The following is a 25,195-nucleotide window of genomic DNA, read 5'->3' as shown; positions in this document are numbered from 1 at the left end:
CGCCGAGGCCGTCGTCATACGAGGATGTCCACATGTCAGACACCAGGTCCTCGCTGCCCCGTCAGGTCGCCGACACGCACGTCGACCAGCTCATCGCCATCGACCCGATCACCGGAACCTATCTCGGCGTCCCGGAAAGTTCCGCCAGGCTGCCCGACCTCTCCCCGGCCGGGCGGGAGGCGCGCGCCGACCTGGCGCGGGCCACCCTCGCCAGGCTCGACCGGGCCGAGCAGCAGCCCGGCGCCGAGGGCGACATCGAACGCCGGTGCGCCCGGCTGCTCCGGGAGCGGCTGACCGCGGAACTGGCGGTGCACGAGGCCGACGAGGGCCTGCGCACCGTCGGCAACCTCGGCACACCGCTGCACGACGTCCGCGAGGTGTTCACCGTGACGCCGGCGGAGACCGACGCGGACTGGGCCGCGATCGTCGAACGCCTGCGCGCGGTACCGGACGCGCTGGCCGGCTACCGCGAGTCGCTCGCCCTCGGCCTGGAACGCAAGCTGTACGCGGGCCCTCGACCGACCGCGACGTGCATCACCCAACTCGGCGAGTGGGCCGACACCGACGGCAGCGGCCGAGGCTGGTTCGAGGACTTCGCCGCCGACGGCCCGCAGACCCTGCGCACCGAACTCGACGAAGCCGCCCGCGCCGCCACCGCCGGGGTGGCGGAACTGCGCGACTGGATGCGGGACGTGTACGCACCCGCCGTCGCCGACGCCCCCGACACCGTCGGGCGGGAGCGGTACGCCCTCTGGTCGCGCTTCTTCAACGGCGCGGACCTCGACCTGGACGAGGCGTACGCCTACGGCTGGTCGGAGTACCACCGCCTCCTCGGCGAGATGCGCGAGGAGGCCGAGAAGGTGCTGCCCGGCGCGGCCACGCCCTGGGTCGCACTGGCCCACCTCGACGAGCACGGCACGCACATCGAGGGCGTCGACGAGGTCCGCGCCTGGCTGCAGGGCCTGATGGACCAGGCGATCGAGCGGCTCGACGGCACCCACTTCGAGCTCGCCGAGCGAGTGCGCCGGGTCGAGTCGTGCATCGCCCCGCCCGGGAGCGCCGCCGCGCCGTACTACACGCCGCCGTCCGAGGACTTCACCCGCCCGGGTCGGACCTGGCTGCCGACGATGGGCCTGACCAGCTTCCCGGTCTACGACCTCGTGTCGACCTGGTACCACGAGGGCGTCCCCGGCCACCACCTCCAGCTCGCCCAGTGGGCGCACATCGCCGGCGACCTGTCCCGCTACCAGGCCACCGTCGGCGTGGTGAGCGCCAACGCCGAGGGCTGGGCGCTGTACGCCGAGCGCCTGATGGACGAACTCGGCTTCCTCACCGACGCCGAGCAGCGCCTGGGCTACCTCGACGCCCAGATGATGCGGGCCACCCGCGTCATCGTCGACATCGGCATGCACCTGGAGCTGGAGATCCCGGCCGACTCCCCGTTCCATCCCGGCGAGCGCTGGACGCCGGGCCTGGCCCAGGAGTTCTTCGGCGCGCACAGCAGCCGCCCGGCCGACTTCGTCGAGAGCGAACTCACCCGCTACCTGACCATCCCCGGCCAGGCCATCGGCTACAAGCTCGGCGAACGCGCCTGGCTGCTGGGCCGCGAGAACGCCCGCCGAGCCCAGGGCGCCGCCTTCGACCTGAAGTCCTGGCACATGGCCGCGCTGTCCCAGGGCTCGCTGGGCCTGGACGACCTGACGGACGAACTTTCCGCCATCCCCGCCCCCTAGCCTGCGACCCCACACCAACCACACGGGATCCTCCGCCGCCGAACCCGGCTGCGCGGGATCCCGTGTACGGTGCGGCCACGGCGGACCCGGCGCCGCAGCCGAGCGGGCGTGGTCCGTGCCGTGATCCTCCCGGGTCGCACGCCACCGGGCCCGCCGTGCTCGGCTCGCAGCGCACACCATCGCGTACGGGTGGGGCGGGAGCGGACCTGCGAAGATCGGTACCCCTTCGGAGGACTTCCGGACCCGCCGCCATATCGGCACGGCCACCATTCGGCTGTCCCCGCAGGGCCGTCGACGCCTGCCCGACAACGTCCCCCCCGGAGTTGGTGCGTGCGGTCGACGCCACCGCGACCGCCGTCGGCGACACCGGATGGGTCGAGGCGGTCGTCCCGATCGAGGGCATCGAGCATGCCTGCGGCGAGCTGCTGCGGCTCGGTATCGACGTCGAGGTCGTCGCGCCGGACGAACTGCGCCGGGCGATGGCCGACAAGGTGGGCGTACTGGCCAGAGCCTATGGACTCGCCTGACCCACAGCCGGGTCACATGACGATGACGACCTTCGCGCGGGCGTGCTCCACCTCCAGGTGCCGGATGGCTTCGGCGCCTTCGTCGAACCCGTAGGTGCGGTCGACGGCCGGCACGACCTTTCCCGAGGCGGCCAGTTCCGCCAACGTCGCCAGACTCTCCCGACTCGGCGTCGCCGTCAGCACCTGCACCCGTTGCCGCGCGAAACGCGACATCACCCGTCCCTTGAGGAGCAGGCCCATCGGGCCGACCAGGCTGCCGCCTTCGGACATCCCGCCGCCGGAGAGCACGAGGGTGCCCGTCGCGGTCAGCGCGCGCCGGCAGTCCGTCAGGGTCCGGTTTCCCACCAGGTCGAACACCACGTCGTAGGACACGCCGGCTGCGGCGAAGTCCGCCCGGGTGTAGTCGACCACGTGGTCCGCGCCGAGCGACTGGACCAGATCGGCATTCCGAGTGCTGCACACACCCGTCACCTCCGCGCCGAGCACCTTGGCGATCTGAACGGCGAAGGTACCCACACCGCCGGACGCGCCGTTGATCAGCACCCGCTGCCCCGGCCGCACGTCGGCCGCATCCCGCAGACCCTGCAGCGCGGTGTACCCCGCCAGAGGCAACGCGGCGGCCTGCTCGAAGGTCACGCTCGGCGGCTTGGATGCCACCAGGTCCTCCGGCGCCGAGACGTATTCCGCGAAGGCACCTTCCGCCTCGCCGAACACCTCGTCGCCGGCGGCGAACCCCTGCACCTGCGCGCCGACCGCTTCGACCACCCCCGCGAAGTCGGTGCCCCGGATCCGCGCCTTCGGCCGGGTCGCTCCGAACACCAGCCGCGCGAGGTACGGGTCACCCCGCATGACGTGCCAATCGCGCGCGTTGACCGACGCGGCCCGAACCCGCACCAGCACCTCGCGATCGGCGACCGTGGGCCTGTCCACCTCCCCGACCCGCAACACGTCGGGTGAGCCGTATCGCTCCTGGACGATCGCCTTCATCGCATCTCCGTCCCGTGCGGATGGACGCGCCGAACGATCCGCCCGGCCCACTACGACGCTAGGGCAACGAACTCCGCTCAACCATCGGGGACTTTCCCTAGTGGATCGCCCCCATCGCCCCGATCGCCCCGAACCCCGACCAGCCGCCCGAACCGGGACTTGCTCGCCGCCCGGGCGAACCGGGCCGTCCGAGCCGGTGGTTCGGGACACCTCAGCGGAGCACCGGGATGCCGCCGGCCAGGGTGACGCAATAGACGAGCGTGTACAGGGAGTACGTGAGCCGGTCCGCGGCCGGTGTGCGCAGGGTGAGCACCCGCCAGGCGACCGTCCAGGACAGTCCGGCGACCGGGACCAGGCAAAGCAGGACCTCGGCGCGGTCCGCGCGCGAGGCGTACAGCAGGATGTGCACGATCGCGGGCATGGCCAGTATCAGAACTGCCAGATATCGGCGACTGGTTCGCTCACCCAGCAGCATGGGGAAGGTGCGCCGGCCGATCATCCGGTCCCCGTCCAGGTCGCGCAAGTCCTGCATCTGCAGGCCGAGTCCGCCCAGGACGACGGCGAGCGTGAGGATCCAGCGCCATGCCGTCGCGTCCAGGGGCGCGATCTGCTGCCAGGCCGCCGCGAGTTGCACGATCGCGCCGGGGACGATGATGGCGTCCCGGGTCGGTCCCCAGCGACTGACCGGGGTGAAGTTGTTCACGACGGTGATCGCCTGCCACAGGAGGGCCCACCACAGCACCCCCAGGGTCCAGCCCAGGAGGGGGAAGACGGCCATCGCGACCAGCCAGCGCCGCCAGGCTCCCGCTCGGCTGACCAGCCCCGAGGCCAGGGGACGGTCGGGTTTGTTGGCCTGGTCCTCGCGAGGGTCGGCGCCGAGCTGGTTGGCGACGCAGAAGATGTAGATGAACAACGTCAGGTAGACCGCCGCGCGGGCCAGCGCCCGACCGGTGGCCGCGGCGTCGGCGTGGCTGTGCGAGGCACCCGCCAGGACGAACAGGCAGCCGGGAAGCAGCGACGCGGTCAGATCACGATAGACGAACCGCCAGGTCACCAGGCCCTCGCGGGTGAACGCCGGGCGTTGCCGGGACGGTGTCGCCGCGGTGGGTGCCCTCATCCGGCACCTCCCTCCTCGTGTGGGCCGGGGTCAGTGGCTGCGACGGATGGTCAGGTCCGCGAGGGCCAGGAGGTCGCCTGCGGCGCTCGGATCGACGCCGGACCGGGCGAGGTGTCCCGACGCTTCGTGCAACTGGCCGGTGGCCCGCTCCAGCGACCAACTCCGGCCGCCACAGCGGTCGATGAGCCGGGCGGCATGCGCCAGGTCGGACAACGACAGCCGGCCCGGTCGGGAGTACAACTCGGCCAACTCGTGGGCGCAGGGCGCTCCGGACCGCAGGGCCGCCACCACGGGCAGCGACTTCTTGCGCGCCGCCAGGTCGGCGTACACGGGCTTTCCGGTGATCGCGGGATCTCCCCAGATGCCGAGAATGTCGTCCAGGAGTTGGAAGGCGACGCCGATCGCCCGGCCGAACCGGTCGAAGCACCGGGCCTGGGCCTCGGTACCGCCGCCGTAGCGAGCGCCCAGCGCACACGCGGAGCCCAACAGCGACCCGGTCTTGCCCTCGGCCATGCCCAGGCATTCGTGCAGCGACACATCGGTGCGCTGCTCGAACGAGCAGTCCTGGTACTGCCCTTCGCACAGTTCGATCTCGCAGGTCGTCAGCGCGCTCTGCGCCATGGAGAGGTGTTCGGCGGGTCCCTCGGCCAAAACGTGCGAGGCGAGCGCCTGGAGCGCGTTGCCGGCCAGCACCGCGTTCGTGGTGCCGAAGACCTTCCAGGCGGTGGCCCGTCCGTGACGCATGGTGTCCCGGTCCATCACGTCGTCGTGCAACAGCGTGAAGTTGTGCACGAGTTCCACCGCCACCGCCGCGGGCATCGCCATCTCGGCGGTGCCTCCGACGGCGGCGGCCGCCGCGAAGACGAGCGCCGGCCGAAGCGCCTTGCCGCCCGCTTCGCCGGGGTGGCCGCGCTCGTCCCGCCAGCCCATGTGGTACTCGGCGGGCCGTCGCACCCCCGGTGGGAGTCCCGAAATGCAGCGGCGCAGTTCCGGGTCGACGATGCGACGGGCCCTCGTCAGAAGCAGACGGCCTGCCTGACGGGGGCAGTCGAGGGACAGGCTTGCGGGCATGGGCATGCGTCGGCTCCAGGTACGGTCACGTCCGCTGGAGATGCAGCGAAGGCCACTCGGTGATCCACCCATAAGATAGGTGATGGCCGAAAAGGGTCATGCATTCTTCTGTGGCCCCTTCGGGTGATACGGGTCCTCGGCGCGGTGCGCGGTGCCGCAACAGCCTCCGCCGGTCGGTTCGTTGCGGCCATCGGTGACCCGGCCGGCGACACGTCGTTAGGCGGTGCATGTACGCCATCGGAACCGTCGACCGCAGCTTCCTGGGCATGCCGGCGACCCAGCCGCCGATCACCGGATTCTTCCTCGACTTCCGGGGAACGCCACCCCCCTTCGAGGCACTGGCCCGGCGTGTCGAGCAGCGGGCGGGTGGGCTGCCCGCTCTGACACACCTGCTCCCCGGGGACACGAAACGGTGGTGGCCCGTGCGAACCGGCGCCCCGGACCTCGCTGTTCATCTACGGCACCAGGTGCTCCCGGCGGGCGACGAGGTTCTCGCCGACGCGTGCGACACGCTCCTGAGCGATCCATTGCCCGGACCCGCGCACCCGCAATGGGACTGCCGGCTGCTCACCCAGGAGTCCGCTCCGGACCGGTTCCGCCTGTGCTTTCGCATCCATCACGCGTTCCAGGACGGCGTCGGCGGGGCGTACAGCACCCTGGCCCTCTTCGCGGACGACCCCGCCGACGGTCCGAGGTTGTATCCGGCGGCCCGCGCCAGTGCCGCGACGATGTTGCGGATCGGTGCGCAGATGTACGCGCCGCTCCTGTCCGCGACCCCCGGATGGGCCGGCCTGCGCCCGCCCGCCGACGACTCCGGGCGGCGTTGGAACCACCACGACGTCCCGACGGCCCGCCTGCGCGACCTCGCCGAGACGCACCACGCCAACGTCAACGACGTCTGCCTGGCCGCCCTCTCGCTCGCCCTGAAGTCCTGGGACGCCGGCCCGGCCCCCGTCCACCCGCCGGAGCCCGCTCACCTCTTGGCGGTCATGTCCACCCGGCAGCCCCACGAAAGGCACGCCCCCGGCAACCGCATCGGCGGATACCGGATCGTGCTTCCCGGCACGGCGACCACCCTCGACGCGGCGGTCGCCGACGTACGCCGGCAAAGCGATGTGGTGCGCCGCGGCGACCGCCGGGACGCCTTCCGGGCCCTGCTCGGCCTGCCCGCGCTCCTGTGTCCCGGCCCGACGATGTTGCGCACGATGCTCGGACGCCGGGTGTACCCCCTCGCCGCGAGCAGCATCACCTTCCCCGAGACGTTCGGCTGCTTCGGCGCCCGCTTCGACGCGGCCTCGATGTTCGTCAACGTCGGTGACGCGAGCCCGGTGTACGTCTCCTTCACCCGTACCCCAACCACGGTGCGCTGCACCGTGGTTGCCGACCGGCCCCGGGCCCGGGCGATCACCATCCCGCAGCACTGGGCCCGGGTCCTGACCGGGGGAACGCCGTCCGGGAGCGGGTTCAGCGGACCGGCACCGTACGGTCGACGGCCCGCAGACGAAGCGAGTGCGGGCTGATCGTGGCCGCCGCGCGCACCCGTACCGGCCGATCCGACACCGAGGTCAGTCGCCAGCGACGGGTGATGGCGACCAGCGCCAGGACGGCCTCGGTGAGGGCGAACCGGTCGCCGATGCATTTGCGGGCCCCGGCGCCGAACGGCAGGAACGCGTGGCGCGGCGGCGCGGGGCGCGAGGGATCCCACCGGTCGGGATCGAACCGTTCGGGCGCCGGGTAGATGTCGGCCCGGTGGTGGATGAGATAGGGGCTGTACGCGACGACGGAGCCCGCAGCGAACCGTTGGCCCCCCAGGACGGTGTCGGTGGTGACCCGCCGAGTGGTCAGCCACACCGGTGGGTAGAGACGCAAGGCCTCGCGGACGACGCGACCGGTGAACACCGCCCGGTCGGGACACACCCGCCCATCCGGTCCGGCGGGCTCGCAGCCGTCGACCTCCTCGTGCAGGCGGGCCTCGATCTCCGGATGCCGGGACAGCAGATGCAGCACCCACGACAAAAGATTCGCATTGGTTTCCGCGCCGGCAACAAAGAACGTGATCATCTGATCGCTCAGCTCGGCGTCGGACAGCCCACCGCACACCGCGTCTTCGGGACTGCGCGCGCCCATCAACGCGGACAGCAGATCCCCCCGGTCCTCGCCGCGTACGCGATACCCGGCGACGACCTCGTCCAGCACACACCGCAGGCGGGCCTGTGCCGCGTCGTAGCGCCGCTTCCCGGCGGTCGGCAGCCGACCGAGAGCCGGCGGCAGAATCGCCCGCGTGTAGCTCTCCCGCACCACACAGGTGAGGTCTTCGACCGCTCTGTCCACCGCCCCGGGCGACAGCGCGCTGGAGAACATCGTCTCGGCCAGCGTCCGCACCATCAGCGAGAGCATCTGCGGCATCACGTCGAGGATCCCACCATTGCGCCAGCCGTCCACGGCCAGCCGATTCTGACGGACCATCGCGGATGTGTATCCATCCAGTCGCGCGGGTTGGAAAGCCGGCTGGGCCAGCCGCCGCCGACGGCGGTGCGCGTCACGCGGACAGGTGAGCAACCCACCCCCCAACAACTCGCGCGCCCCGTCGTAGGCCGGTCCGCCCTTGTCGAAAGTCCGGTCGTCCAACAGCAGTTGCCGAGTCAGTTCCACATCGCACACCACCACGGTGTCCACCGCACCCAGGCGGATCCGGACCAGATCCCCGTGCGCGGGAAGAGACCTGAGGAACCCGAGCGGATCACTCAACAGTTGCCCACCGTGCCCGACCAACGGCCATCCGCCGGGCGCCCTGGGAATTTCGTCGACCTTCACAACCGCCTGCACCTGTACGCGCTTCTTCCCACGAACCAACCCACCCGAGCGAGCCCGCCGATCGAACCCCGACCGCAACCCCAGCACAACCCGACGCCCGACCCCAACCCCACGGCCGAGAACCACCCGAACGGCACAGCTCCCCGAGCGCCCGGCAGCCGGTTCGACTCCTCGTGCCGTCCCCCGACGAGCAGCCGACCGCCCGAAGCGGGCCGCGCGTCGAGTACGGAGAACTCCCGTGTCGGAGAGGCAGGTTACTGTCTCCGTTCATTGGGGCCGGTCGGAGCACCTTCGAGGTCCGCGGTCATGGGGGGTGGGGCCGGATGGGCACAACCGAATACCGGAAAGTCCACGCAGTGGAAGCCCTGCCGGCAGCCATACCTCACCCCCCTCCCGCGCCCCACCGCAACGCCGGGTTTCACCCCTTGGCGGGACGGCGAAGCCCCGCCGGAACGCGCGGGTTCCGACGGGGCTCGGTCGGGCCCGTCAGGGGCATGGCGGGTGCTCGTGGGCTCGGGGCCTCACATGATGCGGAGGCGTTCCATCGTGCCGTCCTCGGCGCGCAGGAAGATCTCGTAGCCCTCTTCCTGGCGTTCTTCCATGTAGGCGTAGACCTGGACCGCGCGGTTGACGATGTCGCTCTTGTTCATCTCTGTTCGCCGCATCAGATATGTCATCGCCTTTTCCGCAGCCGAGATCAGTGCGACGGAGAAGCGGGATCGGGCCTGCCTGTCGCCGGAATCCTCCACCGTCGATCCTTCCTTGCCCACGCGTGGTGAGGGTCGCCTCTCGGCTGCCGTTCTCGCGGTCCTCGCGGCCATGAACTCTCCTACCTCAGTGAAATGTTCGCTTCAGGTAGCTATGCAATTGTTGTTCTGATATCTGCCGAGGCGTGGCTAAATCATGTCATGAACGCGCCGTTGGAACGTCGGATCCACGTCGCGAATACGCCCGTCCGAAGGATGCAGGACGTCGATTTGCCGCGATCCGAGCACCCTCGGGGCACCCTTCCGAGGACGCGCGGGCGTCCCGTCGCGGTCCTCTTGGCGTCCTGTGGCGGCAGCTCACGCATCACTCGGATGTGTGATTGATGCGATAGGTACGTTTGAGCGAAGCTGGACTGCAACCTCGACACTCGGCCGAACCCCCACCGGAGCCCCCTCCGACGCGCCGGGGTCCGAGCACTTTCCCAAAGATCTTGAAACCCGGAGTGGACGCAACGCGCCGCGCAAACGGGATAACGACGAAGGCATTTCACGCCTCCTGCGCGCCCCGGGCGTACGCCCGGTTTATCCGTAGGTCGCGTGCATCAACCGTTCGGAAGGATCGCCCCCGTGACAGGCACCACCTGGCCCGCCGGAGCCGGGAACCTCCAGCTCCTCATAGGCGTACTCGCCGTCCTCCGCGTCAAGACGGCCGGAGCACCCGCACCGCGCCCGACCGGTGCGTCCCGGCATCGCGGCCGCCCCGGGTGCGGACTGCGCGCCACGCGCTCCGCGCGCGGGAAGGGCGGCGGACGATGAGCGAATCCCCCGAACGGATCGAGGTCTACTGGTTCGACCCCACCGACGCGGAGATCCGCGCGCTGGGCCTGGAACCGATCGACGTCCTCCATGGCCTCGACGACCTCGACGTGTTCGCCGGCATCGACCCGGCCGACCCCTTCGCCATCCCGGACCCCGCGGCCGAACCGCCCGCCCCCGGCGTCGAACCCGACCATGCCCGGCCGGACCCGGACGGATCCCTCGACGTCGACCTGACCGACCTCCTGCGCAACGACTACCACGCGTTCGCCCGGACCCACCTGCCGATCCTGACCCGCCTCGCCTACCGATTCCTGGAATCCGTGGACGACGCCGTCCAGGCCGTCGAGGACGTCATGGTCGTCGTGGACCGCCGCTGGGACGAACTCCTGCGCTCCCCGGGCCCACCCGTCGACGCCGTCGTCAAACTCCTGATGGAGCACCTGGACGACCACGCCGCCCGCTGCGCCCGGGTCAGACACGCCATGGCGCCCCACCGCAACGCCGACGAGGGCCCGCGACTGCCGGTCGAACTGCCCTGGGCCGACGAGTTCGTCGACTTCGCCCGCGCCTACCGGCCCACCCTGACCTCGCTCGCCCGCAGACGGCTGGGCTCGCTGCACCAGGACGCCGAGGACGTCGTCTCCGAGGTGATGCTCGCCATGTGCGTGCGCTGGAACCTTCTGGTCCAACACCCGAGCCCACCCCAGGCCCTGGCCTACCGCATGCTCAAGGGCAAGGCCGTCGACTGGCAGCGCCGCGCCGTCCACCGCCGCGAGGTCAGCGTCGACTTCACCGCCCCCTCGGCTCCCACGGGCGCCCGCGTCGACACCGCAGGCGATCCCGCCACCTTCGTCCCCGACCTGCACACCGTCCACCGCGCGATCTCGCTGATGCCCCGCAAACGCGGAGTCTGCGCCTGGCTGCACCTGGTCGTGGGCGTCCCCACCGCCGAGGTCGCCGACTACCTGGGGATCACCATCTCCACCGTCCGCTCCCACATCCACGCCGCCCGCCGGGAACTCACCGCCGCGCAGCACGGAACCATCCCCTACGACCCCGTCCGACCCAACCCTCCCGAGGGAAAGACGACATGAATCCTCTCGAACACGCACTCCACGAGCAACGCCGAGCACTCGACGAGGCGTTCGCCGACTACGACCCGGCCGCAGCGGTCCAGCGCCTGGCGTCGCGCATCGTGCAGGAACGGCTCGCCGCCGAGCTGATCCGACCGACCCCGCCCCGTGCTCCGTCCGCGGGCGACGCGGGCGTCGACGAGACGGTCCGCACCCGGGCGGCCGTCGAACTGGAGCACCTGTGCCGGCTGGTCGTCGCCCGCCTCGACACCACCGCCCTGTTGAGCGACTTCGTCGACCACCGCACGCCGGCCGGAGCCGTCGTGTTCGGCTGCCTGCTCTACCTGACCGGTCGGACCGAACCGGCCGCGTTCTGGTGGCGCTTCGGCGCGGGCGCCGAGGACGCGGAGGCGATGCGCTTCCTGGTCCTGCACCACTGCGTCGAGAACGATCGCTACGACGCGGCGTGGTGGACCCGGCGCATGCCCGACGCCGACCCCCCTACGCGCCCGGCGTCCGATGATTCGGATCCGGCCGCCGACACCTACGTCGCGCGCGTGGAACCGGGGATAAGAGGCGTGGAGGATCCCGACTACGGGGAGGTCTGCGTGCCGCACGCGTGGCTCAAGTCGCGTGTGCAGGCACCCGTCGAGCACTCGCCGCGGCCGGGGCAGCGCGCGTCCTGCCCGACGCCCAACTGACGGCGGAGCGCGACCGGGGGACGCGCGATGCCGGACGGCGCACCGTCCGGCATCGCCCCTCGGGAGAGCCTGCGGGAGAGTCGGCCGGGGGATCGGCGACGCGGTACGGGACGCGCGATGTCCCCGCCTCGACGGCATCGACCCGCCCCGGCCCGCTCGCGGGGGCGTCATGGAACGCGGTCGCCGGTCGACGGGAATGAACGAGCCCCGCCGGTCCCTCTTCCGGCGGGGCTCGTCCGAACGTTCCACGTGTCGAAGCCCGTCGAGTCGTCGGGCCGTCGACAGTCGTCGTCAAGGTCTTGTCGATGTCACATGATGCGCAGGCGTTCGATGTTGCCGTTCTCGTCGTGCAGGAAGAGGTCGTAGCCCTCTTCCTGCCGTTGCTCCAGGTACGCGTACACCTGGAGGGCGCGGTTGACGATGTCGTTCTTGTTGAGTTCGGTGCGTTGTAGTAGGTATGTCATCGACTTCGCAGCCGCCGAGATCAACGCGACGGAGAACCGCGGTCGCGCCAGCCTCTCGTCCGTGCCCTCCAACGTTTCCACCCCCTGGCTCGGTGGCAGCTCTCGCTGCTCGGCTGTGTGTGTGGACTTCGCGGTCACTTGCTCTCCTCGCCGCCGGTGAGATGCCCGCTATCAACAACCTTGGGTGTCTTGCCCCCATAAAAGGCAAGGCGCCCCTAAATCATGTCACGCCCCGCCTGAGATTGCATCATCAGGACACCAGGTTTACATCATCCAGGCGGCTAGGAATGGCTGAATCGCAGTCCTGACGGTGCTCAGATGCACCAGACACGTGTCAATCAGGTGCGTGTCGGGTGCATCGTCGGCCGTCGGGAAGCTAGACTCCGAAACGGAGGGGTAGCAAAAGGCGAACACAGGGCACTTCTTCGTGATCGATCATGGAGCGGCCAATAGGTCTCCATGTCCGCACCAGAAGGGCCTCTTGCACCCCATCGGTACCTACCTGCAGGTTTCCAACCTTTGCTGCAACTGGTTGACCTAGGAAGGATCGACTCCCGTCGATGGACAGTTCCACTCACTCCGTCCCCTCGGACGGAACCCCGGAAGAACGACCCGCGCTGTCGCCCGAAGTGCACTTCGAGCGCGAGCGGGAGAACTGCCGCATTGTGTACGCCCGCGGAGACCACCAACTCTCCTACGACGGACGCCCCGAGCACTCGGAACAGGCACTGCGCGCCGCCGTGGTGATAACGGCCATGCTGACCACCGTCGGCGGCCCCACCCTGCTCGTAACCCTGCTCGGGGACCACGCGCCCTGGGAGGTGACCGCAACCCTCGCGGTCTGCCTCATGTTGCTGCCGCTGTTCTACGTCCTCCACGGGACGCGACGCCGGCGGTAGACGCGGCACGGAACCCCATGTTCACGACGAGCGAGTAGGAGAACAATCGAAGGCACCGGAAAACCCGACCGGCCCAACACGCGACCTCGATCGCCTCTCTTGCAGCAGGGTGGGCCCGCATAGACGGAACGCCCCGCCGGCCGACCGGCCGACCGGCGGGGCAAGGCGGTCGACACCCGCCTGCTCGGCCTTCGGGATCCCGCCCGACCGCCGACCGCACGAAGATGAAACCCGGCACCGGGGCGGCGCCGGGAGCTGATCGGCGAACTCGCCCAACCGGTGGGCGCGCATCCGCTACGAGAGACCTTCCGGGGCCTGACCGATGGTCGCGTTGTATCCGAGCGACCGGCAGGCCGAGGCATTCGACGCCTTCCGCGCATGGTGCGCGTTGTCGCGGGAGCAACTCGGGGTCGATCTCGCGGCCGGGCAGGGCGACTTCGGGCTCGCGTGAGGAGATCGCAACACGGTGTCCGACGCCCGCCGGTCCGGCCGGCCCTACCTCCGCCCGGGATCCTCGCTCCCCGTGTGCCGACACTGCAAGGCAACTCCCTTTCATTGCAGGCCCTTTTTGGTTCCGGCGACTCTCACCGAGTGGCTATACGAGGGCGGCATCGCGGATCCCGCCCCCGAGCCGGGCGCTCGGCCCGCCCGCTCGGGGCGTTCGCTCGCGCCCCGGAGCGGAACCGGAATCGGCGATGGATGACGAGCGCTTTGGCACGTGCTAACTTTTGTTGGCAGGTGCCTAGGTAAGGAGGGCGCATGACAGCTACCGAGTCAGCGGGAGATCGGCTGCTCCTGGTGTTGGCCACGCTGGCCAACCCGCACCGATTGCGGGTACTTGGAGCCCTCACCGGCCAACGGCAGTACGTGAGCGAACTGGCGCGCGAACTCGGGGTGAGCCGGCCCCTGCTCCAGGTGCATCTGCGCAAACTCGAACACGCCGGGCTCGTCTCGGCCTCGATCGAGGTCTCGGAGGACGGCAAGGCGATGAAGTTCTACGAAGTCGTGCCCTTCGACGTCCGGCTGACGCCGCAGGCGATCGCCGAGGCGGTCGCCACTCTCGACACGACAGTGAAAGGAGCAAACGCATGAGCTCCAGCGACTGGCAGGAGGTCATCGGTGTCATCGGAGTCTTCGCTCTGGTGACCAGCGTGATCACGGTGGGTATCTGGCAGCTCGCCGCGACGTGGCGGGCAAAGGCCCAGCTTGCCCGGGAAGGCGAGTACCGCTCCATTGCCGACCGGGCCGTTCTGGCACAGGAGGGAACGGAGCGTCGACTGACCGCCATCACCGACCAGTTGACGCAGGCCAGGGGCCAACTCGAGACGGTGCAGGACCGACTGGAGTCGGTCGAGCGGATCCTCAAGGAAGTCGAGTAACCAACCTGTTCCAGGTCGCCGAGCGGCAACTCGGCGACCTGGTGCGAACAAGCGTCACCTCGCCCGAGGGCGAAGTTCTGCGGATCACTCCCCCTTCGACCTTGTGGGACGACGCGCCGCTGCCCGTCCGGCTGTTGCGCACGTCGGCGGATGGCGGGGCTGACCATGGAGCGCTACCGCGCGACCGGCGAGACAGCCAAGGTGTCTGCGACCGCACATGTGAGGAAGTGCCGCCCAACTGCTACCGCTTCGGCCCGATCGAGGATCCGATCACCATCGCCTTCTTGCTCCGGAGGGGCCGCGCCCCTCGCAAGACCCTCCGCGCCCGCCCGACGCACCACGACCCGGCCGCAAGTCTTCACGCGGACGACCCGCCGGGCACCGGGGACGCCGTCGCGCCGTGAGCGTGCGGCGCCGTGTGCGATCAGGCGTACACCCGCACGGAGTTCGTCGACGTGAGGCTCGTCCACAGGCCCGAGTTGCAGTTGTTGATGTCGACGTCCCACGCCACGTTCCCCGTGCCGTCCCGCCCCGTGAACCCCTTGACCCCCGCGCCGCCCGTCTGGCAGTTCACCACGGTGTAGTCGCCGATGAGGTTGGCTACGTTGTACGTCCCGTAGCGGTAGAAGCTGTACACCATGGGGTGGTTCGGGCTGTCGTCCCAGATGTCGCCCTTGTAGATGCAGACATAACCCGAGTCACAGCCGGACGTGCGCATCGAGGGCACGACGGTCGCCGCTGCCGCCGAAGCGGACGCGGCGAAAGTCACCGGCACGGCTGACCCGAGACTCGCGAGGAGCATCACCAAGGCACGGTCCCTGAGAGCCTTCCGACGGGATCGAAGAGAAATCCGGTTGACGTTCATGCACGCTCTCCCATTTCTTCCGGCAGGAATCGGCCCGTCCGGCAGCAAGACGGGCATTCACACACTGGATCCTGTGCCCGGCTCGACACCATCCCCCAACCGAGTGGTTCAAAGTCGGTCGGAATACGAGCGAAGCGCGCCACACGCCGGCGACGGATGGCGGACAAGTTCGGGTGATGTGGCTCGTCGCGGCAGCCCCGGGCGACACGAGGAACGCACGCCACTGGCACCCGGCCGCCCGCCCTACCCCCGCGTCGGACGGCTTCCACAAGGTGCCCCGGCCGACCCACCTGCGCCGGGTGCGGTGGTCGGTCGGTGGTCGCCGAGGATCATCAGGGTGCGTACGCCGCCGGCCACGGTGTCGATGGCCGGGGCGCGAATACTCACCAACGCGGCACCGTAGGCGAGGAGTTCGCTCCGGCTGCAGAACAGGGCGCCGAACTCCGGCGGTTCTTGGGAACCGCGCAGTCGAGAAACCCTCCCGGCCCTACCGGGTGGTCTCCGATCGAGGCTGTTGCGTGGTGGCGCCCGCACCGTCGTTCCCGACCTGCTGTCGTTCGAAATCGTGCGGCGCCAGGCCGGCAAGTCGCCCCGACCCGGGACCCGCTGGGGTGGCGGCGCACCCGTGGCCTGCCCCGGAGGGCTTGCCAGGACCGGGAGTACGAGAACGGCGGCTGTGCGGCCCACCCGAAGGCGACCTCCGATGCCGCTGCTGCGCCCGAAACCGGGAGGATGTCCGACCGGACAGCGACGCCGCGCACGGGCCGAAACGCCGGCTGCGCCTACGCCCGGAGCCGTCCTGAGGCCTGCCGCTTCCCCATCCCGGACCGCAGGTGATGGGGACATGCGACGACTGTGACCGTGCGCGGCCCGGAGTTCGCGGCGTCGATCCGTGCCGCGAATGCCACGAGGGCCGACCGGCGATGGCGTCGTGAGCGCGCACCGGAACCACTCCGCGAACCCACCGCAGCAGCCTGCTCGGCCCACCCTCCCGCAGCCGGCAAGCCGGAACGGAACCGCGAGGCGCATCCGTTCCCCAGGATGACCTCGTTCGCCGGATCCCGCGCGCCGCGCCGGCAGCCAACACCGCGACGCACGGGCCATGTTCGCCGTTCGGGACGCTCTTTTGTCCCGTTCCATCCGACCATCCGTGGCCAGGCCATCCCGTACTTCCACGCGCACGGAACCTCGACGGTGTCGGCCGGGGTGTCAGCGGCCTCGCCCCGGGAGCAGAGGCTGGACCATCCCGGCGCGCGATGCCGGCGGGGCGTCGGCCATGCTGTGCGCGTGGAGTACGTGTCCAGAGTGCCGCGACCGCCGCTGGACGGGCTGATCGACGACCTCTACTACCTGGAGGGTGCGTCGCCGTACGCCCGGCTGACGCTGCCGCCGATGCCGTCGGCGTTGCTCATCGTCAACCTCGGGGCGCCGTTCCGCATCCGCGCCGGCACCGACATCGAGACGGCCGAGTACGCCGACGGCTGCGTGGTCACCACGCCCACCCGCGCGTTGGAGTTCGGCTACCCACCCCGGACCCGGTCCGTCGGCGTGCACTTCAAGCCGTGGGGGCCGGCACCGTTCCTGCCGATGCCCGCGGCCGAGCTGTGTGACCGGCCGGTGACGGTGGAGCAGGTTTGGGGCCGGCCCGCCATAGCCGAGCTGCGAGACCGGCTGGCCAGGGCGGACGGACCGCACGAGATGCTGACACTGCTCGAGGAGGAGCTGAGGCGACGGCTGCGCGAGACCGCCGGCCTGGCGCTGGTCCGCCATACGAGCAGCGTCATCGCGGCGACCGGCGGGGCGGTGGCGATCGGCGACCTGAGCGTGGCGGCCGGTGTCAGCAGTACTCATCTGGCACAGCGGTTCAAGGAGCTCGTCGGCGTCACGCCGAAGCGGCTGGCCCGCACTCACCGCTTCGCCGCAACCGTGTTCGCGATCGACCCCGCCGGACCGATCGACTGGGGCGACGTCGCCGGTGGCGCCGGCTACTTCGACCAGGCGCACTTCGGCCACGAGTTCCGGGCGTTCACCGGGCTCACGCCGACCCGGTACATCGAAGTCCGGCGGCGGTTCCTGCGCGAACATCCCGGCCACGCACTGGACCGCTGGCCACTGCCGGCCGATTGATTTCTTACAAGAGCGACAGCTCACGACACGCTAATTTGAGGGCACCCCAAAGCAAGAGGAGGCCCCGTGGGCAAGGTGGTCATGTACGGCTCGGTGTCGGTGGACGGCTTCGTCGCGGACGAGAACGACCAGCCCGGACCGCTGTTCGACTGGTTGTCCGGCGGTGACGTCCCGTTGGACGAGAGCGGCGAGCTGAAGGTGTCGCAGATGTCCTACGACTACACCCGGCCGTACTGGGACGGGATCGGGGCGACGGTCGTCGGCCGCCACGTCTTCGACATGACGGACGGCTGGGACGGGAAGCCTCCGGGCGGGATCGACCACGTGGTCGTCGTGACGCACCGGCCGGAGCCCGAGGGCTGGGACGCCGAGGCGCCGTTTCACTTCGTCGACGGCGTCGAGGCAGCCATGGCCAAGGCACAGGAGCTTGCGGGTGACCGCATGGTCGAGGTCGCCGCCGGCGACGTCGGTGGCCAGGTGCTTGCCGCGGGCCTGGTCGACGAGGTGCGCATGGACGTCGTACCCGTCGTGTTCGGGTCCGGCAAGCGCTACTTCGGGTCGGTCCACGCGCAGCACCTGTTGGAGGATCCCGACGTGGCGATTCAGGGCAACCGGGTGCTTCACCTGCGCTATCGGGTGCGCCGTTGACCGATCCGGAGCGGGTATATGCGAAGAGGTCCACCGCCAACGCCGACACAAGATCGGGCCTCCGGCCGCGTTTGCGCGTCGCCGTCCCCGGTCGGGCAGCCGACGCCGATCCGCCCCGGCACCTCACCTGCCGCAGGTTCGACTCAAGATCCACGACCGCCCGCCGGTTCCTCGGAGTCCTACCCGCAGGTGAACGCGCCGCACCTCTTGCGGAACCACGCGCGTTGGGGATGCTCCGGGACGCGCATCGTTTCCTGACCGAGCCACTGGGCTCGTAACCGGCAACCAATGATCCGAAGCGCCGAGCCGAACCCGCCCGCCTGCGTCGGCGTGGCCTGGCATCGCAGCGTCAACGTCCGCCCGCCGGGACGCGATCGTGCGCGCCTGGGCGACCGGCGACGAACATCGGCTGGACGAGCTGTGGACCGACGAGGCGCCGGCCGATCTCGGCTCGGCCGGGGCGGCTTCGAGTCCGCTTCCGGGGTCGGATTCGCAGGCCGGCCAACTGTGTAGGGTCTCGTTGCGAGGCATGAGTATTTGCGCGCGGATGGCGTCGTCGCGCCGTGTGCCACGGGCTCGCTCGGACGGCCGGGTGCCCGGTGGCGACGGACGCCTTCGGCGACCTTCGCCGTTCGGCGGGCCCAAGCTACGGCCGGCCACTCGGTGCCGGAGACGTTCGCGGTCTCGGAGGCGTCATCGGCGGCTTTGCGGGCAGGCAGCCCGGATCGTGGCGGCGAGGCCGGCCGCGTCCTGGGTGAAGCCCGTCAGCAGCAGCTTCCCGCCGCCTTCGACCCGGATGCTCATATGCACGTCCCGGCCCATGAGCCGTCCCAGGGCGTTGTTCATCCCGTGGTCGGCCGATCGGCGGATGGCAGTCCAGGGGACCACCCGGGTCTCACCGGTCCGCCGGTAGACCAGGCCGTCCTGTCGCAGTACGAAGACCTCCCCGTGCCTGGTCGTGACCCGCAGCCCGTTGGGGAGTCCGAAGCAGATCCCGATGAGGGCACCGCCCCACAGCAGCCCGGCCAGGGTCGAGCCATCCGGCTCGTCGGTGAAGACGGTGATGGTCACCGGAACCGCAATGGCCGCGAGGGCCACGCCGACCAGAATCTCGACGACCGCGACCCACCCGCGACGGCCGTTGTCCGTCGGATGGTTGCGTAAGAAGGTGCCGAGTGCGCGTTCCGCATCCGTTGCCATGAACGTGTCCCCCTGGGATGTCTTCCGTGGCGGTCGAAGTCTGTGGCGGTGGCCGCCCGCGCCACGAAGCGACAACGGCCCCGATTATTCAGGACGCGCATCAACGGGGTTGCCTGTTCGGCGAGTTGCCCCCGATCCGCAATCCCGGACGAAATGGCAAGTTCTCGCGTACTTGGCGATGTCGACAGGTCCTGTACCTCGTACGGCTGATTCGGTCTCATGTCGTGTGCGTGGTCTCACGGTGTCTGTCATGGTCGTTCGCGAGTGAGGGTGACGTGACTCCGGGCGGGGGTGGCCGATGGACTCGGACGATGTCGAATGGGTCCACGGGGATTCGGGTTCCGGGGCTACCGCTTCTGTGCCCTGTAGCGCTTCAACAGCGCCGTGATCGTTTCCGGGGTCGTGGAACCGTTCAAGGCGACCACGAGCTCGTCGGGACACAACTCGTACAAGTCGCCCCACCATCGGCGCGCCCTGTTGTCCCAGATCCGATAGCCGCCGGGCACTCCTCGGGCCACATACCTGCGCCGACTCAACCAAACCTCCGCCCGACCCGCGCTCACGGGAGAATCGCTCCCGGGCATCCGGTGAATGCCGGTCCGGCCGCATCGTAATCCGGTGGTGGACACGACCTCACCCGATTTCTCGTGCCGGACATCTCCACCGCCGTTCCGCGAAGCCATGTCGTTCGAGAAAAGCGGAACGCCGTGTTCTCGAACGACATGGCAACCGTCCGGCCGCGCCCGTCTCACTCGCCATCTACATTGCGACAGGACGCCGACAAGGTGCCTCCGACTACCGTCGAGGCGTCCCGCACCCAAGCGCCGGTGACAGAGTGCAGCAGGTGATGACACGGAACCCGACTGGTGGGACGGGGACTTGCACGACTTCTCGCCGTCCTGACCCGGGTCGGGCGGCACCGGTGTCCCGCCCGGCCGTACTCATGGTGTCGCGCCGTCGCGCCGTCGCGCCGCGATCTCCGCGTCGAAGGCGGCATGTTCGTCCTCGGACAGGGCAGGGCGGATCTCGCTTTCGGGTCGGGAGCCTCCACCCAGCCGGGTCGGCATGCGCGCCGGGGCGATGGGCCGCGCGTCCGCTCCGGCTCGACAGCACGCTGCCGTTGGTAGGATCGCGGGCCTGGACGATGTATCCGCGGGGGAGTGTTGTGGGCGATCAGCCGAGATGGGCGTGGTGGGTCGTGGGGATCGTCATCCCCGTGGCGGGGATCCTGGTGTCGATCCAACTGGCCACGAACTCGGGTTCCGACGACGGTAAGGGGCAGCCGACAGACACCGGCGCGGCCGCGTCGTCGGCGTCGAGTGGTGGGAAGGTGCCGCCCGTGTCCGGCGGCGGGAACGCGCCGACGGCGAACCAGCCCGCGAAGGTGCTGGCCGGACCGGTGCGCGTCATCCTCACCGAGGACGCCAACAACGTCGACCTGGACAGTTCGCCGCCGCTCGCCCAACCCGGGAATAGGGGCGGCGACGCCTGGATCGGGTTCAACCTCCCGGACCTGACACTCGGCCATGCGGGCGATGTCATCGCGATCGTTGCGCCCGAGGGGCCCGACCCGACCCGTGACGACTGTCGGCAGGCCATCGCCAAACGCGGCGCCGAAAGCAGCGGCAAATTGGCCCAGGGCATGCGCATGTGCATCCAGACCGAGGAAGGCCACACCGCCTACCTGCGCATCACCGCCGTCCCCACCCGCAAAGCGGTCACCTTCGAGGCCACCGTCTGGGAGTGACCCGCAAGCCTGCCTCGGCGGCCCAACCAGGCCAAGCGCTCGGGCGGCACGACGCCAACCTGCGAGTTCGCGCGTCCAAGCCGACGACCCGCTGCGGAGTCGCCGCCGCGGGACGAACACCCCGCCGACATGGTGCCCGCCGACACCAGCGCTGCGTGAGGCAGTCGGGTACGAGCAGCCCGCGACGAAGCCGACGGGGTCGAAGGGCCCGGAGACCACGTCGTGCCGGCCGAGCGCGGTCGTGGACGCGACGGCGACACCGGCCCGATCGGACGGCCGCGACGCGGCGCCGTAGTGCTGGCGGTCGGGGCGTTGCCGCCGGCGTTTCGGGAACGCGGTGGCCATAGTGAACGGCCCACTCGCGCACCGCCCGTGCGCGTCGACGACCAGGCGCAGGGCCCAGTCCCCGGTCCCGGTGTCGATCTCCAGCACCCACAAGCCCGGGTGAGCATCGAGGTCGAAGAGCATCCCGGCGACCGTCGAGGGCGTGGACGCCGACAACGTCGCCAACCGTCCCACCCCGTTGCCCTCGTACCGGCCGCCGTCCACCTGAGTCACCAACGCACGATCCCGAATACACCGCCGCCCGCCGCGCGCCCCGATCACGGCGGCGGTACACGACGACATCAGCCCCAGCGGGCCGCCGCAGCCCGGCCGCGAAGTCGAGCAACAGCGGACTGATCACGCCGCCCTGGGGTGTTCCCACGTTGAAGGCCAAGCCCCCGGCGCCGGCCACTCGGCGAGCCGCTCCTCGACCCGTGGGCCTGGTCATGGCTGTGACGGAGCACCGTCGGGTCGTCGACGTGTCCGATCAAAATGCACTCCGGCGGCCGCTTCCGTCCGGTGTCGGTCCACGTTCGTCGGCGCGGGGGAGAAGAACAGGGTCCTGCTGCGCCTCGTGCACGGCGGCCTTGGCCAAGACGCGGGTGACGGCGGCCGCTCGGGCGCCGTACTGCTCGAGGTCGTCGTAACGCCGGTGCATGAACCCGCTCAGGTACAACGCCGCGTAGCCGTGGGCGGCGGCGAAGTGCTGCTCCAGCAGGTCCAGCGCGGCTTTCGCATCCCCAGCCGTCAGCGTGAGCACGAGCGGCAGGAGAAGGTCGGTGAGTTCGCGGCCGGCAGCGCTGAGGTCGGGGTCGTTGCTGCCGGTCAGCTCGCGGGCGAAGATCAGTTCCAGACCCGCGCGGCGGCGGGCCACGAAGCGCACATAGGCGGTCGCGGTGGCGGCGAGCGCCTCGACCGCGTCGTCCCCGTCGGTGGGGCCGACGGGGACGGTCGCAGTCGGGGACGCTCCCCGTCGGGAGGCGTCCGCCGCGGTCAGGGCCGCGCGAATGTCCGCAGTGAGTTCGCGAGCCGCCTCGATCGCCACCGCCATGAGCAGGGCGGTCCGACTCGGAAAATGCCGGTACGGCGCTCCCGGGCTGACCCCGGCGCGCCGTGCCGCCTCCGCCACCGACAGCGCGCCGATGCCGTTGTCGGCGATCGCTTCCAAGCCGGCCCGGATGAGCGCGGCGCGCAGATCGCCGTGATGGTACGTGGATCGAGCCATGCGACCGGTCCTTCCCTCGCAGTCCGCAGCCACCACGGTGACCCGGCCACTCTGCCTTGACTCCTATGTGAGGCTAGCATTACATTAACAATGTAAGACGGTACTTACATTGGCTTTCCAGCTGCACACGCCGTCGACGCCGCACCCCCCGCAGGTCTGCCGGAGGCGGATGTTCGGCACTTGGGAAAGCGAAAAAAGGGGGGAGACTCCAATGACCGACATGACTGGAAAGGTCGCCGTCATTACCGGTGGCACGCAGGGCATCGGCTGCGTCGTCGCGCAGGAGTTCGTCGCGAACGGCGTCACGGTCGTCCTCGCCGGCGCCGACCAGTCCGCGGCGGACGGTGCCGTCGCCTCGATCGGGGCCGGCCGCACCGGGCTGAAGGCGGACGTGATGCGCTCCGCCGAGACGGACGACCTCTACCGGTATGTCACAACGAGCAAGGCTGCCTGGACGCCGTGGTCGCCAACGCCGGCCTCGGCCACCACGCACCACTGCCCGCGATCACGGAGTGGCAGTTCGACCGGACCTTCGACACGAACGTCAAGGGCGTGCTGTTCACGATCCAGAAGGCGCTGCCGCTGCTCGCCGACGGAGCCACCGTCGTGATCATCGGCTACACCGGATCGACCCAGGCCCGGGTCGGCATCAGCCTGTACCGCGCATCCAAGGCAGCGACGGCCCAGGCCGCCCGCGGGTGGATCCAGGACATCAAAGGCTCCGGCGTCCGGATCAACGTCACGAGCCCCGGCGCCGTGAACACCGAGTCACTGCGCAGCACACTCGACCAGGCGCTCGGCGCCGACGGCGTCGCAGGCGCCATCAAGGCGATGGGCAAGGACAAGCCCACGGGCAGGATCGCCGAGCCCCACGAGATCGCCCGGGCCGTCATGTTCCTGTCCGGCGACGAATCCGGCTTCATCACAGGCATGGAACTGTTCGTCGACGGCGGTCCGACCGTGCTGTAGGGCCGACGCCCACCCCCGACCGCGCCGGCCGTGCGGCGCCCGAACCGCTCCGCACGGCCCCGGACGCGCTTTCGCCTGCGCACCGACCCCGACGTCGTCCGCCCAGGTGCCTCCACCCATGCCATCGCCGCCGTCCGCACCCGAGCGACGGACCCCTCAACAAGCGCCCGACCACAAGGCAGGACCACAACCGTGATCATCTCGGCACGCGCCCGCTCAGGCGCACCCGCCACCAAGCCGGCGACCGGCAGACGCACCGCCGTCGGCATCGCCATCGTCCTCGGCGCACAACTGATGCTGACCCTGGACACCACCGTCGTCAACGTGGCGCTTCCCCGGATCGCGACCGGGCTCAACTTCGGCCCCGCCGCGCTGTCGTGGGTGCTGAACGCCTACACCCTGGCCTTCGGCGGCCTACTGCTGCTCGGCGGCCGGCTCGGCGACGTCTACGGCCGGCTCCGCGTCTTCGAGATCGGCCTCGCCGTCTTCACCCTGTCGTCCCTGCTGGGCGGGTTCGCGCAGTCTCCGGGCTGGCTCGTCGCCGCCCGTGCGGCACAAGGAATCGGGGCAGCCCTCGCCGCCCCCGGCGTGCTCGCCCTCGTCGCAACCAGCGCACCCGACCCCGCTGCGCGCAACCGTGCACTCGCGCTCTTCTCCGCCGTCAGCATGGGCGGTGGCACGATCGGCCTACTCCTCGGCGGCCTGGTGACCGAAGCCGGCTCCTGGCGATGGACGCTGCTCATCAACGTGCCAATCGGCATCGCCATCCTCGCCTTCGCCCGGCGCTACGTCACCGAAACCCCCCGGCGCCACGAGCGGTTCGACGTCATCGGCGCCGTCTGCGCCGTCGGTGCCGCGGCCGCCGTGGTGTGGGCCGTGATCGGTGCCCCCGACCACGGCTGGACCTCGGCCCGGACCATCGGCGGGCTCGCCGTCGGCACGATCCTGTCCGCAGCGTTGGCCGTCGCCGAACTGCGCATCCCCCACCCGATGTTGCGCCCGGCGCTGCTGCGCAGCCCACAGCGGCTCGGCGGCCTTGCCGTCATGGCACTCGCCGCCGCCGGACAATTCTCGATGTTCTTCCTGATCGTCCAGTACGTCCAGAAGATCATGAACTTCAACCCGGTCGAATCCGGGGCCGCCTTCCTCCCGACGACGCTCAGCATCTTCGCCGCCTCCCGTGTCGCCCCGCGTCTGGTCGCCCGCTTCGGTCAGGTACCGCTACTGCTCGTCGGCACGCTCGGCCTGAGCATCAGCTTCCTGTGGCTGAGCAACGTCGGCACCTCAAGCAGCTACGTGCTCGACGTCTGCCTTCCCATGACTCTCAACGGGGTCTCCGTCGGCTTGATCTTCATGCCGGTGACGTCGCTGGTCATGCTCGGCGTCGAAGCGCAGCACGCCGGGTCGGCCTCCGGCCTCCTCCAGACCGCGCAGCAACTCGGCGGCTCCATCGGCCTGGCCGTCATCATCTCGGTCTACGCCGCAGGTGCGGTTCCGGGCGCCTTCGTACCGGGCCTCCGCCCGGCGTTCCTCACCGCGGCCGGAATGGCCTGCACCGCCTTCCTGGTGTGCGCCTTGCTGGCGCGGAGCAATCGCCGGCCGCGTCCGGCCGCCTGACCACTCACCCCCGGAGAGCCGGCCCTCGCACCCAACGGAGGTCGGCTCTTCGCGCGGGAGGTGTCCGAACGTCGGCTCTGACCCGTAGTCCGTGGTGACGCCGAGCAGCCATCGAGGATCATGATCTTGTGACGGACGTCAACTCGCTTATGGGAAAGGTGTTTTCCCGGCTTTCCGCGCCG

The 25,195-nt window shown here is 70.1% G+C and carries 25 protein-coding genes and 1 pseudogene; 16 read left to right on the top strand and 10 right to left on the bottom strand.

Annotated elements, in window-relative coordinates; translation table 11 throughout:
• Positions 1-32: 32 nt before the first annotated feature.
• Positions 33-1,733, top strand: coding sequence for a DUF885 domain-containing protein (locus ACFXMF_RS07370; RefSeq protein WP_379991365.1), 1,701 nt, complete (start codon positions 33-35; stop codon positions 1,731-1,733).
• A 326-nt stretch (positions 1,734-2,059) separates the two neighbouring features.
• On the top strand, positions 2,060-2,260 hold the full coding sequence (locus ACFXMF_RS07365; RefSeq protein WP_379991364.1) for a WYL domain-containing protein: 201 nt from the start codon (positions 2,060-2,062) through the stop codon (positions 2,258-2,260).
• 12 nt (positions 2,261-2,272) lie between these two features.
• Here ACFXMF_RS07365 and ACFXMF_RS07360 read toward each other — a convergent pair whose 3' ends face one another.
• From ACFXMF_RS07360 to ACFXMF_RS07350, 3 genes are all read right to left on the bottom strand, one after another.
• Positions 2,273-3,247, bottom strand: coding sequence for an NAD(P)-dependent alcohol dehydrogenase (locus ACFXMF_RS07360; protein WP_379991363.1), 975 nt, complete (start codon positions 3,245-3,247; stop codon positions 2,273-2,275).
• Positions 3,248-3,458: 211 nt separating this feature from the next.
• Positions 3,459-4,364: a UbiA family prenyltransferase gene (locus ACFXMF_RS07355; protein WP_379991362.1), complete on the bottom strand. Its 906-nt coding sequence runs from the start codon at positions 4,362-4,364 to the stop codon at positions 3,459-3,461.
• A gap of 30 nt (positions 4,365-4,394) precedes the next feature.
• Positions 4,395-5,441 (bottom strand): polyprenyl synthetase family protein, encoded by a 1,047-nt coding sequence (locus tag ACFXMF_RS07350; protein WP_360315021.1) that lies wholly within the window; start codon positions 5,439-5,441, stop codon positions 4,395-4,397.
• Between the two features lie 221 nt (positions 5,442-5,662).
• On the opposite strand from ACFXMF_RS07350, the gene ACFXMF_RS07345 reads away from it, so the two are divergent.
• Positions 5,663-6,955, top strand: a complete 1,293-nt coding sequence (locus tag ACFXMF_RS07345) for a wax ester/triacylglycerol synthase domain-containing protein (protein WP_379991361.1) — start codon at positions 5,663-5,665, stop codon at positions 6,953-6,955.
• Here ACFXMF_RS07345 and ACFXMF_RS07340 read toward each other — a convergent pair.
• Together ACFXMF_RS07340 and ACFXMF_RS07335 are read right to left on the bottom strand one after the other, a co-directional pair.
• Positions 6,900-8,249 carry a cytochrome P450 gene (locus ACFXMF_RS07340; RefSeq protein ID WP_379991360.1) on the bottom strand — a complete coding sequence of 450 codons (1,350 nt, stop codon included), beginning with the start codon at positions 8,247-8,249 and terminating at the stop codon, positions 6,900-6,902. The genes ACFXMF_RS07345 and ACFXMF_RS07340 overlap by 56 nt on opposite strands.
• 521 nt (positions 8,250-8,770) lie before the next feature.
• Entirely contained in the window at positions 8,771-9,019 is a 249-nt protein-coding gene (locus ACFXMF_RS07335; protein ID WP_360315017.1) for a hypothetical protein, read from the bottom strand.
• A 564-nt stretch (positions 9,020-9,583) separates the two neighbouring features.
• Here ACFXMF_RS07335 and ACFXMF_RS07330 point away from each other — a divergent pair.
• The 3 genes from ACFXMF_RS07330 to ACFXMF_RS07320 are packed head-to-tail and all read left to right on the top strand — an operon-like array spanning position 9,584 to position 11,549.
• Positions 9,584-9,772 (top strand): hypothetical protein, encoded by a 189-nt coding sequence (locus tag ACFXMF_RS07330; RefSeq protein ID WP_379991359.1) that lies wholly within the window; start codon positions 9,584-9,586, stop codon positions 9,770-9,772.
• Entirely contained in the window at positions 9,769-10,869 is a 1,101-nt protein-coding gene (locus ACFXMF_RS07325; protein ID WP_360315015.1) for an RNA polymerase sigma factor, read from the top strand. Before ACFXMF_RS07330 ends, ACFXMF_RS07325 begins: the two co-directional genes overlap by 4 nt.
• Positions 10,866-11,549: a hypothetical protein gene (locus ACFXMF_RS07320; protein ID WP_360315013.1), complete on the top strand. Its 684-nt coding sequence runs from the start codon at positions 10,866-10,868 to the stop codon at positions 11,547-11,549. The genes ACFXMF_RS07325 and ACFXMF_RS07320 overlap by 4 nt, the downstream gene beginning before the upstream one ends.
• Positions 11,550-11,857: 308 nt before the next feature.
• On the opposite strand, the gene ACFXMF_RS07315 is transcribed toward ACFXMF_RS07320, so the two are convergent.
• Entirely contained in the window at positions 11,858-12,151 is a 294-nt protein-coding gene (locus ACFXMF_RS07315; RefSeq protein ID WP_360315011.1) for a hypothetical protein, read from the bottom strand.
• Between the two features lie 422 nt (positions 12,152-12,573).
• Between ACFXMF_RS07315 and ACFXMF_RS07310 the strand changes: the two genes are divergently transcribed.
• The 4 genes from ACFXMF_RS07310 (at position 12,574) to ACFXMF_RS07295 (ending at position 14,291) form a co-directional block, all read left to right on the top strand.
• Entirely contained in the window at positions 12,574-12,912 is a 339-nt protein-coding gene (locus tag ACFXMF_RS07310; protein WP_360315009.1) for a hypothetical protein, read from the top strand.
• Between the two features lie 322 nt (positions 12,913-13,234).
• The gene (locus ACFXMF_RS07305) at positions 13,235-13,363 is read left to right on the top strand and encodes a BTAD domain-containing putative transcriptional regulator (protein WP_360315007.1); all 129 of its coding nucleotides are present in this window, start codon (positions 13,235-13,237) and stop codon (positions 13,361-13,363) included.
• A 308-nt stretch (positions 13,364-13,671) separates the two neighbouring features.
• Positions 13,672-14,004 (top strand): winged helix-turn-helix domain-containing protein, encoded by a 333-nt coding sequence (locus ACFXMF_RS07300; protein ID WP_360315005.1) that lies wholly within the window; start codon positions 13,672-13,674, stop codon positions 14,002-14,004.
• The gene (locus ACFXMF_RS07295) at positions 14,001-14,291 is read left to right on the top strand and encodes a hypothetical protein (RefSeq protein WP_360315003.1); all 291 of its coding nucleotides are present in this window, start codon (positions 14,001-14,003) and stop codon (positions 14,289-14,291) included. Before ACFXMF_RS07300 ends, ACFXMF_RS07295 begins: the two co-directional genes overlap by 4 nt.
• Before the next feature lie 424 nt (positions 14,292-14,715).
• Here ACFXMF_RS07295 and ACFXMF_RS07290 read toward each other — a convergent pair whose 3' ends face one another.
• Entirely contained in the window at positions 14,716-15,156 is a 441-nt protein-coding gene (locus tag ACFXMF_RS07290) for a hypothetical protein (RefSeq protein WP_360315001.1), read from the bottom strand.
• A 1,287-nt stretch (positions 15,157-16,443) separates the two neighbouring features.
• Between ACFXMF_RS07290 and ACFXMF_RS07285 the strand changes: the two genes are divergently transcribed.
• Entirely contained in the window at positions 16,444-17,283 is an 840-nt protein-coding gene (locus ACFXMF_RS07285) for a helix-turn-helix domain-containing protein (protein WP_379990156.1), read from the top strand.
• 66 nt (positions 17,284-17,349) lie between these two features.
• On the top strand, positions 17,350-17,931 hold the full coding sequence (locus tag ACFXMF_RS07280) for a dihydrofolate reductase family protein (RefSeq protein ID WP_379990157.1): 582 nt from the start codon (positions 17,350-17,352) through the stop codon (positions 17,929-17,931).
• 693 nt (positions 17,932-18,624) lie between these two features.
• Here ACFXMF_RS07280 and ACFXMF_RS07275 read toward each other — a convergent pair.
• Positions 18,625-19,131 (bottom strand): hypothetical protein, encoded by a 507-nt coding sequence (locus tag ACFXMF_RS07275; protein WP_379990158.1) that lies wholly within the window; start codon positions 19,129-19,131, stop codon positions 18,625-18,627.
• 347 nt (positions 19,132-19,478) lie between these two features.
• Entirely contained in the window at positions 19,479-19,667 is a 189-nt protein-coding gene (locus ACFXMF_RS07270) for a hypothetical protein (RefSeq protein ID WP_379990159.1), read from the bottom strand.
• An 803-nt stretch (positions 19,668-20,470) separates the two neighbouring features.
• Between ACFXMF_RS07270 and ACFXMF_RS07265 the strand changes: the two genes are divergently transcribed.
• The gene (locus tag ACFXMF_RS07265; RefSeq protein WP_379990160.1) at positions 20,471-20,878 is read left to right on the top strand and encodes a hypothetical protein; all 408 of its coding nucleotides are present in this window, start codon (positions 20,471-20,473) and stop codon (positions 20,876-20,878) included.
• Positions 20,879-21,689: 811 nt separating this feature from the next.
• On the opposite strand, the gene ACFXMF_RS07260 is transcribed toward ACFXMF_RS07265, so the two are convergent.
• A complete protein-coding gene (locus tag ACFXMF_RS07260) occupies positions 21,690-22,427 on the bottom strand; it encodes a TetR/AcrR family transcriptional regulator (RefSeq protein WP_379990162.1) in 738 nt (245 codons plus the stop codon).
• Positions 22,428-22,596: 169 nt separating this feature from the next.
• Here ACFXMF_RS07260 and ACFXMF_RS07255 point away from each other — a divergent pair.
• The 3 genes and pseudogenes from ACFXMF_RS07255 to ACFXMF_RS07245 all read left to right on the top strand — a co-directional run.
• Positions 22,597-22,848: pseudogene (locus ACFXMF_RS07255) on the top strand (SDR family NAD(P)-dependent oxidoreductase); the annotation flags it as partial.
• Between the two features lie 29 nt (positions 22,849-22,877).
• Positions 22,878-23,396 (top strand): SDR family oxidoreductase, encoded by a 519-nt coding sequence (locus tag ACFXMF_RS07250; RefSeq protein WP_379990171.1) that lies wholly within the window; start codon positions 22,878-22,880, stop codon positions 23,394-23,396.
• A 192-nt stretch (positions 23,397-23,588) separates the two neighbouring features.
• Positions 23,589-25,013 carry an MFS transporter gene (locus ACFXMF_RS07245; protein ID WP_379990163.1) on the top strand — a complete coding sequence of 475 codons (1,425 nt, stop codon included), beginning with the start codon at positions 23,589-23,591 and terminating at the stop codon, positions 25,011-25,013.
• Positions 25,014-25,195 lie beyond the last annotated feature (182 nt).

Source organism: Embleya sp. NPDC059213 (genome assembly GCF_042754445.1).
In the GTDB taxonomy this organism is placed as follows: domain Bacteria; phylum Actinomycetota; class Actinomycetes; order Streptomycetales; family Streptomycetaceae; genus Embleya.
The sequence above is the reverse complement of the archived record's forward strand: the minus strand, read 5'-3'. Positions and strand labels throughout refer to the sequence as shown.